The organism is Borrelia parkeri (assembly GCF_023035815.1).
Classification (GTDB): domain Bacteria; phylum Spirochaetota; class Spirochaetia; order Borreliales; family Borreliaceae; genus Borrelia; species Borrelia parkeri.
In genome coordinates this window covers 618953-634136 of record NZ_CP073159.1, presented here as the reverse complement: position 1 = coordinate 634136, position 15184 = coordinate 618953, and the positions used below count along the sequence as shown (strand labels likewise).

Sequence of the window (15184 nt, the reverse complement as noted above, 5' to 3'; positions counted from 1 at the left end):
CAAAAAGAATCGTTTAAAGAGTAGAAATCTATCCTTTAAACGATTTATCAATTTTATTTCAAATAATAAAATCCTATTAATCAAATACAACTTAATAAGTTAGCTATTTTAAATTTCGCTCTTTGCAGATCTTTTCATAAGCATCTTGAATCTTAATAAATTTTTCATTTGCCTCTCTTTGTTTAATAGGTTCACTTGCAAATCTATCTGGATGGTATTGTATAACCAATTTTTTATAAGCCTTCTTTATGTCATCATCACTAGCATTATAGCTTAAACCCAATACTTCATAAGGATTAATAATCTCTATATTAATATTTTTGTAAGCATCATAATTTTCATAATCAAGCTCAAGAAATGCACTAACATAACGAATAAATTTATCCCCTTCCAAGTTTCCATATCTAGCTAAATTATTAATCTCTTTAAGAACTGAGACAAGCCACACAAAAAGATCTCTATGCTGAAAGTACCCAAGCTTCAGCGTATATAATATTTTGTCTGCATTTCTATTTTGAGTAACAGAAAAATGAAATACATTATAAAGTTCCGTCTTATGTTTTTCGGATAAATTTAAAGAATTAATTATAAAATTAATATAATTTAATTGTTCACCAGTCATTGATCCCAAAATAGAAATCAATTTGGCCATCAATAAACAAGATAACTTATAAAATTCAAATTCCCTTGACTTAGAATAAAAATAATCTCTTGTTGTGTACGTCCTAAATCCACCTAAAATACTGGTGATTATAAAAAAAACAAAAAATATAAAAAACATACTTAAAATAAAGGGACTAAAAATAAAAATCAACGACAATAACAAAAAGAAAATTTGAAACAAATTAAACACCTAAATAAATAAACTGTAAATCAAAATTAGGGCATATTAAAACTACTAATAAATTCTACGACTTCGCATTTTATTTTTTTAAGCTCATCATCAGACTTAGTCTTCAAAGACCTAATAATAAAACGAGCAACCTCAATAGAATCATCTCTATTTAAACCTCTTGAAGTAATAGCAGCACCACCAATTCGAATACCCGAAGCTACAGAAGGATTTTTTGAATCAAAAGGAATTGTGTTTTTATTAATAATAATGTTTACGCTCTCAAGAATTTCCTCAGCAGCAGCCCCTGTAATACCCAAAATACCAAGGTCAACTAAAAATAAATGATTATCCGTTCCACCACTAACTATTCTAAAACCTTCTGAAATAAAATACTCAGCCATAGCTTTGGTATTCTCTATTACCCTAGAAATATAATCCTTAAACTCACCCATCAAAGCTTCTCCAAAAGCCACTGCTTTACCTGCAATAACATGCATTAAAGGCCCACCTTGAGTTCCTGGAAAAACACAAGAATTAACAGCATTCTCTAGTGTTCTCTTTTTATTATTAAAATTCACTATCATACCAGATTCCTTACCTGCAAGAATTAATCCTCCCCTAGGGCCCCTTAAAGTCTTATGAGTAGTACTTGTAGTTAAATGTGCAAAATCAATAGGAGAGTTATGAAAACCTGTAGCAACAAGACCTGCCGTATGAGCAATATCACACAAAAGATAAGCTGAAACCTCATCCGCTATTTCACGAAATTTTTTAAAATCAATTTCTCTTGAATAAGAAGAAGCACCAGCAATTATTAAATTAGGTCTACATTCTCTAGCTATTCTCCTAACATCCTCATAATCAATTATCTCAGAATCCCTTGACACACCATAAGAATATGCATCGAAGAGCATTCCAGAAAAACTGACCTTACTACCATGAGTTAAATGACCACCATGAGACAACTCCATTCCAAGAATTTTATCCCCAGGCTTAATAAGTGCCATTATAGCAGCCATATTAGCTTGGGAACCACTATGAGGTTGAACATTTGCATAACTTGCACCAAAAAGCTCTTTTGCTCGTGATATAGCTAAATTTTCAATATCATCAACAACAAAACATCCACCATAATATCTCTTTGAAGGGTAACCTTCAGCATATTTATTAGTCAAAATACTTCCAACAGCCTGTCTTACTCCTAATGACACAAAATTTTCTGAAGCAATTAATTCAATATTTTCTCTCTCCCTTTTAGCTTCCCTTGCAATTAAATCAAATAAAACACTATCTATCATTAATATTTTCCTCCAAAGTAATCCTATAATTCAGAGAATAATTACTATTTGTCAAGCTTTTATACTTCAACAATACTAAATCAAAATAATCATCAAACAGCAAATCATCATAATCTTCCTTATATCCATACTGGATATAATTCTCTGACATATTCAAAAAATAATTAGAGCTATCTCTAAATAATACCGCATTTACTATATCAAAATAAATAAATCCAATATGCTCTAAAAAAAATTCACACCAAGTATGTTCTTTAAGACTAGACGACCTAGTATCAAAATACAGTCCAACAGCATTTCTTAAAGGTATATTATTTCGTAAAAACAACAAATTCGTAAGTAAAATTAAATTATCAGCCGAAATTTCCCTCATTTTAATAGATTCATCCAAAGTTAAATCATTATCTATAACCGTAAAATGCAAAATTAAAGCATCAATAATAGATTTTGCCAATTCATAAGCCGAACTTTTGTTGTTTACATTCAAATTAATTGAACTTAAATCAAGTGAATCATAAGATAAATAACGATCTCTCTTATTTAAAACATATGTTTTAAATTCATACATATTACTATCCGTATTTACTTTAATACTATCCAAAGCTTGTCTATCAAAAATATCTAAATCCAATTTACAAGTCTCAACTTCAAATTTTAAATGATATGTATTTGATTTTAGGCTTTTAAAAAATAAATTATCTAAATTCAATATAGTCCCATTATTATCTGCAAACTTAATTTTTTGTCTTTCATTTTCAATTGGATTTAAATAAAAAACATTAAAATTAATGTCATCTGATGTCAAACTAAGCAGCTCCTTACTATAAGCCTGAACGAAATAAATTTCATGAGATATTTTAAAATTTCTAGTTCCCTTTAAATTCCACCTAAAAAAATTTGTATTAAAATTAAAAGGAATTTTATTGCTTTCAACCCCGTCAACCAGTAAAAAAATCTCACCATCAATATGCAAAGTCTTTGGTGGAATAAATTTTATTTCTTCTTCACTCAATTTCAATATATCTCTAGGAAGGACTTTATAAAGTTCATGTTCTGTTTGAATAAATATTTCAACACCATCAAAATTTGACACTAAATTTTTGCCTCTTAATATAACAGGAACATTTGTCACTAAAACCAACTCATCAGTAACAAAAAGAAAAGGTTTATTTTTTTTCTCAAGTTTAATTGGAACTTGTCTACGAATCACAAGAAAAAGTTCATTACTAATCCCTTTCTCGCTTTTTATAAAAACAAGACCTGAGTTGATTTCATCTGTAATTCTAAAAACTATCTTCTCATTACTCCAGCTAACAATACTACTCTTCATTAAATAATGATCATTAATATTAATCTCTCCAATCTTATCACCTAAATTACGTCCTTTAATCACAATTACATTTTCATGCGAAGCAGGCATTGGTGATATTTCATAAATTACAGGCTTTAAATAAAACAAAAATCCAGAAAAAATAAATAAACTTAAAAATATTAAAAACACTAAGCTTAAAACAAAATATTGACTCTTAAAAAATACTGCCAAAAATTACCCTCTTTTAACCTTAGTCCCTTCTTCAGTATCAATTAATACAAAACCTTTAGAATAAAAATATTCTCTAATCTCATCAGCACGCTTAAAATCTTTTTTTATCTTGGCTAACCGTCTCTCTTCCAGCAAAGAATTCATAGCATCATCAATATCTATCCTATCCTTCTCAATCTCTCTAAAGACTCCTTCTTTTAAACCAAGAGATAAAACTTCATCAAATTTGAATGTAAGTCTAAGTTTTGAAAGAGCACTTAAATTATCATCCTTAACAATATCCCATAACAAGGCTAAGGCCTGAGGAATACTTAAATCAAAAGCTATTTTTTCCAAAAAACTATCATAATATCTTTTCTCTAAAACAGATTCAATATTCTCATAATTCTTACTAAGTAATACCAGATCAAATTGATTTAATGAAGAACAGAAAGCTGTCAATTTATTAAGCATATTTTTTCTAGCCACCTTGCAAGCTCTCAAATTACTAAACGTAAACTTAAGTTGAGTTCTATAATGTGCAGTTAAACAAAAATATCTAAAATCTAAAGGCGAAAATCCATCAGCTTCTAAGTCTTTAATGGTAATAAAATTATTATTTGATTTTGACATCTTTTCATCTTCCATAATCAAAAACTCACCATGAACAAAAATGTCACACCACATCCTATTTAAATAACATTCTGCTATCGCTATTTCATTTATGTGATGAACCCCAATATGATCAACTCCTCCCAAATGGATATCAAGAGTACTCTTAAAACAATCTAAATTCATTGATGCACATTCTAAATGCCAACTTGGATAACCAAATCCCCAAGGTGAATCCCATTTCATTTCCTGATCTTTAAATTTTGAATTTGTAAACCACAAAACAAAATCTGACTTATTCTTTTTTGAAAGATCTACCTCAACTCTGGAAACAGAAGAAAACCCAGAATCATTTAGATTAATACCAGCCATCTGGCCATAACTCTTAAAAAGAGAAGTATCAAAATAAACATTACCATTAACAAAATAAGTAAACCCATTTTGCTCAAGAACTTTAATCACCTCTATCATGCTTGCAATATATTCACTTGCAATAAGCACTTTATCAGGACGCACTATATTCAATTTTTCACAATCACAAAAAAAAGCTTCTGTAAAAAACCTGCTAATTTCATAAACCGTAAGGCCTCTCTCTCTTGCAGCCTTAACCACCTTATCTTCTCCCTCATCAAATTCACCTGTTAAATGACCAATATCAGTAATATTCATTGCATAATTAACATTATATTTTAATAACCTTAGGGACTTAATAAGCAGATCTTCAAAAATATATGTTCTAAGATTACCTATATGGGCATAATTATAAACAGTAGGTCCACAAGCATAAATCTTAGTATCTCTAAAATTTTTTACTTCAGATAAACTCTTTGTTTTTGTATTATATAATCTAAGAAGCATACACCCCATGAAAAAATTAACTCTAGAGATTAAAAATGTCAAAATAAATTACAATTAATATAATCCCTACATAACTTATTATACAAGTTTATTATATTTAAAATAATTTGACAAATTTAATAATAATTAAAACTACATATCACTTAAAAAGTTTACTTCAAATTTGAAAAAAATAATAATCCAATATAAAATTAGAAAACATGTTAAAAAACATAAATAATTTTCTTGAAAAGATTAATATTAAACCTAAAAAAGAAAATCTTGCAAACCATACAACTTATAAAATAGGGGGAATTTCCAAACTATTTTTAACACCTAAAACAATCAAAGATGCAGAACATATATTTAAAGTAGCAATAAAAGAAAAAGTTAAAATATTTATTTTAGGAGGAGGCTCCAATCTGTTAATAAACGACGAAGTAGAAATTGATTTTCCTATAATATATACTGGAAACTTAAATAAAATTGAACTTCAAAACAATCAAATTACTGCTGAATGCGGTACCAATTTTGACGACCTATGTCATTTTGCATTGCAAAATGAATTAAGCGGATTAGAATTCATATATGGACTTCCTGGAACTCTCGGAGGTGCAATTTGGATGAATGCCAGGTGTTTTGGAAGCGAAATCTCTGAAATATTAGATCGAGTCATTTTTGTAGATGAAAATGGACAAACTATCTGCAAAAAAATTGAAAAAAGTGAATTCTCCTATAAGATTTCTCCTTTTCAAAACAAAAACACTGTAATACTAAAAGCAACCCTAAACCTAACAAAAGGCAATAAAAAACATATTGAAGAGATTATGAAACAAAACAAGCAAAAAAGAATAGATAAAGGACATTATATCTCTCCAAGTAGCGGGAGTACATTTAAAAATAATAAAAAATTTTTAAAACCTACTGGGCAAATTATTGAAGAATGCAACTTAAAAGGACTAAACATTGGAGGGGCAGCGGTATCACACTATCACGGTAACTTTATTATTAATAAGAATAACGCCAGCTCTAAAGAGATTAAAACACTAATTGAGAAAGTAAAAACCGAAGTTCAAATAAAAACAGGGTTTTTACTTGAAGAAGAAGTGATTTATATCGGATTTAACGACAAAAATTAAATTATTTATCCCAAAATTCATTATTAATATTTTCCACAACATCTTTCATTTTAGCAACCTTTTCTCTACATTCATTAACCAATGATACATGTTCACGTAAAGGTTCTAATGCATCTAAACTCATCTTAGAAACCCCAAATTCACTTAAATCATTATTTAAATTATTAAACTTTCCACTAATAACAAAATAACTATTAAATATCTCCTTACATATGTTCTTAGTATCTTTAATCTTAATATCATAAGATAAATATTTATCTTTAAATTCTTCAATTTCTTTTACATGTTTAGCAAGAGTAATATTAATTCTCTCATGCTGTACAGCATTATTATGAATATTTTCCTGGATGTCAATAAAATCCTTATAAATAGCATCAATCTCTGAACTTACAACTGAAATGATATTATTAACCATTTTAAGCTCATCTTTAATAGTTGTCGAATACTTTCCAGAATTAATAGCAAGTTTTCTAATCTCCTCTGCAACAACAGCAAAACTCTTACCAGCATCTCCTGCCTTGGCCGCCTCAATGGCTGCATTCATTGCAAGCATATTAGTCTGAGCTGATATTAACACTAAAAGCTTATTTGCACTCTGAAGACTATTAGTCTGAGATAAGAGCTCCGAAAAATTTTTATTAACATTCTCAAAAATAGAATTCAATTCAAAAACCTTATTTTTTACATCATCAATACTTGTAGAATTTGATGCAACAACTTTACTAAAAATCTCTAAATTTTTATCTATTCCATAAAAAGCGTTAGCATTCTCTTCAAATTGAGTAGCAATATCCAATATATTCTTATTGTGATCACTAATTGGATTAGATATTGATTCAAAATCCTTTAAAATATTTACAATTGACTTCTCAAATTTAGAAAAAGCATCCCCTATTTTATCATAAGTAGCAAGACTATTATGCACTTTATCTATATTTTCTTCAGGAATATTTATCTCAGTTAAATACTTCCTTAAGTTTTGTACATAAACCTTAATGCTATCGACAATATTAGTAGTTCTTGAAAAAAAATTATCAAATTCAGCACTAATATAAGAAAAAATAAAAGATTTATATTGAACCTCTAAAATAGGATCAAGACTTAAAACATCCTCTCTTTCCTTTTTATATTTAAGAAGCATTCTAAAATCTCCAATAAAAGGCAAAATCAACCTATTGTAAAGATAAAATATAATGAGATAAACAAAAAATATAAACCCTAAGAAAAATATTGCATTTGATTGAAATTTAAGGGGAAGATAATCCATATTCAAAATAATACCTTGGACCACTCTTCCATCAATCTGAGCAGTACTTAAAACATAAGAAGAAGTCTTATGTTTTAAAATATCCCTAGAAATATTAGGATTGTCTTTAACATGAGATATAACCCTGCTTAAAACACTATTTGCATAATTTTCTGCAAAATTATCAGTACTTAAATCATTAAGACTCAACAATAAAGGATTAAAATCCCTATCAACCACAAAAAACTCATAATTTTTATTACTAAACTTAAGATAAGAATCAAATTGATTTGCAATATTAATAAATAAATTATCAAAACAGACTAAAAAACAGATTACACCTAAGATTGTAGAACTATCATTCATAACTGGAATACTTACAACAGAATAGAGCCTATTTTTTACTCTCTTATAACTTGAATAATACGCAACATGCTTCTTTGCAGGAACAAAATAAATCGGATCTTCAATAATATTATTTATATCTAAAAACGAAAAGTTTTTATTTGAAATCAAAACATTTTGATCAACAGGAATATAGAAAATTCCTTCTAAAGAATTCTCTTCAAGGGGTATATGCTGAAAAATTTCACTTACCTCATTAAAGCCCTTGGAACTTAAAAACAGAGCAATACTTGTATCTAAATCTATGAACCGTAAATCAACACTTGCAATAAAACTATTTGAAACATTATGTAAGACACTTAAAACCCTATCATTCTCAATGAGATTTTTTAAAACACCAACAGCACCATCATATTTATTTTTTATCTGAAAAGCCACATTATTTGAAAAAAGTTTAAAATCAGACTCAACACGCTCTAAATACCCATTTTTATAGTTTAAATAAGCCTGACCTAAAAACAATAAACCAAAGCAAATAAAAATAAAAAGTATGAGATAAAGCAGAAAACTCATATTTTTTAATTTAACACTTACCAAATCCTCATTCATAAAAAAATTTCTCCAAAATTAAACCCATAAAAACAAATTTTCAAGCTGTGTTAAAATATTACAATATTAATAGTAATATATAAATAACCAATAAATATTCAATAAAATATACATTTTTATTATTCCAATATATGTATATAATTATATAATAAAACATATATAATACTAGTTAGTTATAATGTTTTGTAAAAAGTTTTGTGAGGATTCAAGTGAAAAGAAATCATTCTAGTTCCACTCTTTTTTATAAGTTTAATATTGTTATTGTAATTTATACAATGATTATTGCTACAACCATTTTCTTACTATTAGATCACGGATATAGGAAAATAATAACAAAAGAACTTCAAAGCTTTACAAAATTCGTCAATAATATCATGATAAAAAGCTTCTCTAGAGATACAAGAAACATGTTAATCGCTATTGATGAATTTGTTAAAAATTATAACCAGAATTTGAACACACAAAAAAGTGATCATTTAAATAATATAATATCTATCGACCAATTAAGCTTATTCCCATCCTATATAAAAATAATAGAATATACAAACAAAAATGGCAAAATATTGTATTCAAGTGATGAGAGAAGACTAAATACCTACATAAATTTACAAGAAATGAAAACGGATAATAATATAGATAACTACCACACACTTATACTAAACCAAGATTTAACAATAATAAATAATAAATCCTATATACCAATGCTTTATAAGATCCCCCAACAAGATCAAAATGATTTGTATAATATAAGTAATGCAAACATAAAGTCAGAAAAAAATATGAGTATAAATCATGATGGATATGTTGTTTTATATGCAGACATACTAGAACAGATAAAACAACTAAGAAAAAACATATTTATGCTTTTAGAAAGATCCTTATTAGAAAAAGGAAATCAACACAAAAGCTCCCATTACTTCAAGATATATGCTATTAACAGTCAAGGAGATATTTTCGGTGAACAAGACGAAGAAACACTTAAACCTATAAAATTATCCTTAAACAGCCTGTTTGAAAACAATCCAAAAATAACAACTCCATTACTAAATGCAATAGCTCAAAGAAAAAGTAATTATAATACTAGCTACAACAATAACATAATTTCCATAACAAGACTTACATCTTCATCTTGGTATTTAGCAATACAAATGAATTATAACAATATATTTTCAAATGAACTCAACAATATCAAATTGATGTCAATATCAACAATAATATTACTCGTAATAATATTTATATTAATCATGATAATTACAATCAAAAAACTAATCATATCAAAAATAGAGAAACTTAATAAGATCATTCCAAAAGTCAAAGAAGGAGATCTCACAATCAAGATTGAATCAAAAGGAAAAGATTCAATAAGTGCCACAATAAATTATTTCGGGTATTTCATTGAAAATTTAAAGAACGTAATAAACTCACTACAAGGCAGAGTAAAATTATTAAAAGAAAACGGTGATCTACTCTTTAATGAAATAAATAAAGCTTATGATACAATAACAAACTCAAATAAGTACATAGAAAAAACACAAGAGGAAATAGAAAAACAAGTTGAGTTTATTTCAAATACAACAAATACAATTGAGAATTTATCTAAAAACATCGCATCACTTGACAATTCAATTGAAACTCAAGCTGCAAGCGTTGAAGAATCCTCCTCAGCTATTGAAGAGATGATAGGAAGCATACAATCAGTCACAGAAATAACACAAAAAGCTGCAAAAAGCACAGAAGAACTTAAAATATTTTCCGATGATGGTAGAAAAAAACAAGAAGAGATTATCATGCAAATTAAAGATATTTACAAAAATTCAACAAGACTACAAGAAGCTAATGCACTAATATCATCCATTGCTAGCCAAACCAATTTACTATCAATGAATGCTGCTATCGAGGCGTCTCATGCAGGAGAAGCTGGAAAAGGTTTTGCAATCGTTGCAGAAGAGATTAAAGACCTTGCAGAACAAGTTACATCACAATCAGAATCAGTTGCAGCATCAATAAATGAAATCATGGATTCAATCAATCAAACAGTAAAAACATCAGAATTAACAAATAAAGCTTTCAATCAAATATTTAACTCAATCAACCTCGTAGTTCAAGTCATAGAAGAAATCAATCATACTATGCAAGAACAATCAATTGGTAGCCAAGAAATTTTAAAAGCTTTAAACACAATGAGAGAAATAACATATGAAGTAAAAATAGGTTCAAATGAAATGTTTAGAGGAAATAAAGAGATAATTAATACAGTTTCTGTTTTAGAAGAAATTAATGTCACAGTTTCAAATTCAATGAAAGGACTAAAAGAAGAAATCAAAAAACTAATAGAAGCTGTTGAAAGCATCAAAACTTTTGGAACAACAAATTCAAATCACATTACAGAAATTAACACAGATACAAATCAATTTAAAACAAAATAGCTAAAGGTAAATCTTATGAATAATAAAACATTTTATATCACAGATAGATATCTAAAAACATCCTTAATGCTATTTCCAATTTTTGCCTATACAAAAAATTTTTTAGAAGGAACCATAATATCAATTTGGATTTCATTGTGCATTTTACTTCCAGCAATAATTATTAAACAAATAGAATTAAGAAATCAAATATTAGGAATTTACCTATTAATAATAGGAATTGTTGTCAGTTTAACTTACATATTCATGTACTACATAACTCCTATTCTTTATGAAAATTTAAGATTTTCAATCCCTATTTTAACAGTTATAATAATCTCATTTCACAAAAATGAACCTTTTAAAGGTGTAAAAGACTCATTAAGCATATTGCAATACTCTAAATTACCGATAATAACATTCATATCACTAAGCGCAATAATTTCACTATTTAGAGAAATACTAAATACTGGGGGCTTACAGCTTTTCAATATTAAATTACTGATAATTAAAGATAGTAATATAATAAAAACACCTGTTTATAGCTCAAATATTTTTCTAGCAGCATCCTTAATCTTTCTCTTAATTAACATACTAATAAATATTAAAGGGAAAAAGAATGATCAGTAAAATAAAAAAAGATTTAGAAGATAAAATTAGCAAAACAATAAAAGAGCTTGCATTAAAACAAAACATTACATTAGACAAAATAAATATAATCATGCAAAAACCTCCAAAAAGTGAACTGGGAGATTTATCAATACTAATATTCGAATTTAGTAAAATCTTAAAACTCAGTACATCTGTAATTATTGAAGAGATAATTAAACAGATTGGAAAGCAATACACAACCAAATCAATGGGAGCTTATTTAAACATAAAATTCAACAGAAAAGAATATATTAAAGATACAATCAAAAAAGTCAATGAACAGAAAGAAAAATATGGAATAAATAATGTACTTAAAAACAAAAGGATAATAATAGAATTCTCATCACCAAATACAAACAAACCATTGCATGTAGGACATCTTAGAAATGACATTATTGGGGAAAGCTTATCAAGAATACTAAAAGCTTCTGGTAGCCAGGTAACAAAAATAAATTTGATAAATGATAGGGGAACACATATCTGCAAATCCATGCTTGCTTATAAAAAATTTGGAAATAATACAACCCCTGAACTTTCCCTAAAAAAGGGAGATCATTTAATCGGTGATTTTTATGTAAAATACAACGAATATGCTAAAAATAATCAAATAGCAGAAGACGAAATACAACAGTTACTATGTAAGTGGGAAGAAGGAGATGAAGAGACTGTTCAACTTTGGAAAAAATTAAATAAATGGGCAATTGAAGGAATCAAAGAAACTTACAAACTTACAAACATTACATTCGATAAAATTTATCTTGAAAGTGAAATATTTAAGATCGGACGAGAAATTATACTTCAAGGATTAAAAAAAGGTTTATGCTATAAACGAGAAGATGGTGCTATATGTATCAATCTACCTATAGAAACAAATGAAATGACCGATCAAAAATTTAAACAAAAAGTACTTCTAAGAGCTAATGGAACATCCATTTATTTAACACAAGATCTAGGAAATATATTAACTAGAAAAAATGAATTTGATTTCGATGAAATGATTTATGTAGTTGGAAGTGAACAAATTCATCATTTTAAAACTTTATTTTACGTTGCAGATAAATTAGGAATTACAAAAGAAAATAATCTAGTGCACTTATCATACGGCATGGTAAACTTACCTACAGGTAAAATGAAATCAAGAGAAGGTCATGTAATTGATGCTGACAACTTAATTCATGATCTAAGCGAATCAACTATGATAGAGATAAAAAAGAGACATTCAAATGAGAAAGATTTCAAAAAAATTGCATTAAATATATCACTAGGGGCTATTCACTACTATCTACTAAAAACGGCAATACACAAAGATATATTATTTAATAAAGAAGAAAGCTTGTCATTTACTGGAAACTCAGGTCCATACATTCAATATGTAGGTGCAAGAATTAATAGCATACTTGAAAAGTATGATGAATTAAATTTATCCAGCAAAAATATTAATTTCGACCTCTTAATAAATGAAAACGAATGGGAAATAATCAAAATTATATCTGAATTTGAAGAATATATAATTAAGGCTGCAAAAGATCGTAATCCTTCAATAATAGCCAACTATTCTTACTTACTTGCAAAAAGCTTCAGTTCATATTATCAAGACACAAAAATAATAGATAAAGATAACCCTGAACTTACACATGCAAGAACTGATTTATCAAAAACAGTTCTACAAACAATAAAAAATTGCATGCATTTACTTAACATTCCTTACATGAAAAAGATGTGAACTTTTCAAATTCACATTTCAAGCCTATAATCATAATAATTCACAGTCATCCTTATTAAATATCGACATGATCTTCTTATGATATTTTTCAAATATGTAATACCTTTTAAGCTTAAGAGTATGAGTAAGTTCTTCACCCACAACAAAACTATCTTTTAATAAAACAAATCCAACAATCCTCTCAAAGCTCTTAAATCCAGACTTAAGATTAACTATATCTGAAATACATTTAGAATAGAGTTTGTTCACAGATTCATTAGATAATAAATCATCATGAGAAGCAAATATTATTTCATTAGAACCAGCCCATTTCTCAAGAACTTCAAAATTAGGTACAATAATAGCTCCTAAAAACTTTTGATCTTGACCGACAACTACAACATTTTCAATAAATAAAGACTTTGATAAAGCTCTCTCAATAGGTTCAGGCTCAATATTTTCTCCACCCCTTAACACAATCGTATCTTTACTTCTTCCAACAATTGAAATCTCATTATTAATTGTTGCACACACTAAATCACCTGTCTTCAACCAACCATCTCTTGTTAAAACTTCCCTTGTTGTAGTGTCATCTTTAAAATAACCACTCATAACTTGAGGGGATCTGACCCAAAGCTCACCCTTTTCACCAGGAGATAAAGAATTACCATCATTACCGACTACTCTATATTCAATATCTGGAAACAAAGGCCCAACAGTATTTGCAACAGGACTCTTAAGACGTCTTACACTTAAAACAGGTCCCGTTTCTGTAAGACCATAACCTTCAAGCACTACAATACCTACAGCTTTGAAGAAATAATCAACATAATTTACCAAAGCTCCTCCACCAGAAACACCAAATTCAAATCTTTTCCCAAGTGCTTTCTTTATCTTTCTAAAAACTAAAACATGTCCTAAAAATTTAAAAGGCAAAAGCAAAATTAAGCCAGTAAGACAAGCAACCTTGATAAAAATTGAAACTAAAAAATTGGACCTCTTGTAAACAGGAACAAGTCCCAAAAATTTTTCCTTAAGCTTTATATAAAGAATTCCTATCTTTAGGAAAAAATTAAATAAAAATCTCTTTAAAAAAGACTCCGATACTCTTTTCATAATACCAATCCTTATTCCTTCCCAAATTCTTGGAACAGAAATAATTGCATGGGGATTTAAAGCTGCAAAATCTTTAAGTAAAACAGGCCCAATAGGCTTTGAATAAGCAATTGCCATACCATTAAGAGCAACTATATATTCACAAGTTCTCTCAAATGAATGCCACAGAGGAAGAATAGATATCATTATTTTCCCTGGTTCAATTGTCGGCAAATAATCACCAATCCTATCTACTTGAAAAATAAAAGATTCATGACGAAGTACAACACCTTTTGGCAATCCTGTTGTTCCTGAAGTGTATATTATAGTAGCAATATCCCTGCCAGAAACTTTTTCAAGTTCAGAATCAAACATCTTAGGATTATCTTTTAAATAATCATACCCCAAACTCAATAATTTTTTATAAGAGATTATTGTAATATTTCCCAATTTATCCTCATAAAGTTTATCATCATCAATAACAACAACATGTTTAACAAATTTAAGCTCATGTTTTTTAGAAATGATTTTTTGAAGCTGTTTAGCATTTTCCACAAAGACAAAACTAGACTCAGAATGATTAATAATATAAACTAACTCATCTTCAGACGAATCATTACCCCTTGGAACATCAATACATCCTAAACTCATAACAGCAATATCAATAATTATCCACTCTTTTCTTGAATCAGAAATAAGAGCGACCCTATCACCTTTCTTAATTCCATAATGCAAAAGACCAGAACCAATACTCTTAACTTCATTCCAAAAATCAGAATATATCTGTCTCTTAAAATCTTTAGACTCATTTTCTTTATAAATAAAAATATCAAGATCACCATAAGGTCCCACAACTTCATTGAAACGCTTAGGTATAGTATCCAGCAT

At 28.0% G+C, this 15184-nt stretch carries 10 protein-coding genes; 4 read left to right on the top strand and 6 right to left on the bottom strand.

The window, feature by feature from the left end; all coding sequences use genetic code 11:
- Positions 1-103: 103 nt before the first annotated feature.
- From bpSLO_RS03025 to bpSLO_RS03010, 4 genes are read right to left on the bottom strand one after another with little or no spacing between them, the layout of a single operon-like run.
- Positions 104-853, bottom strand: a complete 750-nt coding sequence (locus bpSLO_RS03025) for a J domain-containing protein (protein ID WP_025375599.1) — start codon at positions 851-853, stop codon at positions 104-106.
- 26 nt (positions 854-879) lie between these two features.
- Entirely contained in the window at positions 880-2133 is a 1254-nt protein-coding gene (gene glyA / locus bpSLO_RS03020) for a serine hydroxymethyltransferase (protein WP_025407354.1), read from the bottom strand.
- Entirely contained in the window at positions 2123-3676 is a 1554-nt protein-coding gene (locus bpSLO_RS03015; RefSeq protein ID WP_025407355.1) for a DNA-binding protein, read from the bottom strand. The genes glyA and bpSLO_RS03015 overlap by 11 nt, the downstream gene beginning before the upstream one ends.
- 3 nt (positions 3677-3679) lie before the next feature.
- A complete protein-coding gene (locus bpSLO_RS03010; protein WP_025375596.1) occupies positions 3680-5125 on the bottom strand; it encodes a cysteine--tRNA ligase in 1446 nt (481 codons plus the stop codon).
- 200 nt (positions 5126-5325) lie between these two features.
- On the opposite strand from bpSLO_RS03010, the gene murB reads away from it, so the two are divergent.
- Positions 5326-6243, top strand: coding sequence for a UDP-N-acetylmuramate dehydrogenase (gene murB / locus bpSLO_RS03005; RefSeq protein WP_025375595.1), 918 nt, complete (start codon positions 5326-5328; stop codon positions 6241-6243).
- A 1-nt stretch (position 6244) separates the two neighbouring features.
- Here murB and bpSLO_RS03000 read toward each other — a convergent pair whose 3' ends face one another.
- Positions 6245-8443: a methyl-accepting chemotaxis protein gene (locus bpSLO_RS03000; protein WP_025375594.1), complete on the bottom strand. Its 2199-nt coding sequence runs from the start codon at positions 8441-8443 to the stop codon at positions 6245-6247.
- Between the two features lie 209 nt (positions 8444-8652).
- Between bpSLO_RS03000 and bpSLO_RS02995 the strand changes: the two genes are divergently transcribed.
- The 3 genes from bpSLO_RS02995 to argS are packed head-to-tail and all read left to right on the top strand — an operon-like array spanning position 8653 to position 13222.
- On the top strand, positions 8653-10869 hold the full coding sequence (locus bpSLO_RS02995) for a methyl-accepting chemotaxis protein (protein ID WP_025375593.1): 2217 nt from the start codon (positions 8653-8655) through the stop codon (positions 10867-10869).
- A gap of 15 nt (positions 10870-10884) precedes the next feature.
- Complete coding sequence (locus tag bpSLO_RS02990; RefSeq protein WP_025375592.1) at positions 10885-11478, top strand: hypothetical protein; 594 nt, start codon at positions 10885-10887, stop codon at positions 11476-11478.
- Positions 11468-13222, top strand: a complete 1755-nt coding sequence (argS, locus tag bpSLO_RS02985) for an arginine--tRNA ligase (RefSeq protein ID WP_025375591.1) — start codon at positions 11468-11470, stop codon at positions 13220-13222. The genes bpSLO_RS02990 and argS overlap by 11 nt, the downstream gene beginning before the upstream one ends.
- Positions 13223-13252: 30 nt before the next feature.
- Here argS and bpSLO_RS02980 read toward each other — a convergent pair whose 3' ends face one another.
- The gene (locus tag bpSLO_RS02980) at positions 13253-15184 is read right to left on the bottom strand and encodes an AMP-binding protein (RefSeq protein ID WP_025407356.1); all 1932 of its coding nucleotides are present in this window, start codon (positions 15182-15184) and stop codon (positions 13253-13255) included.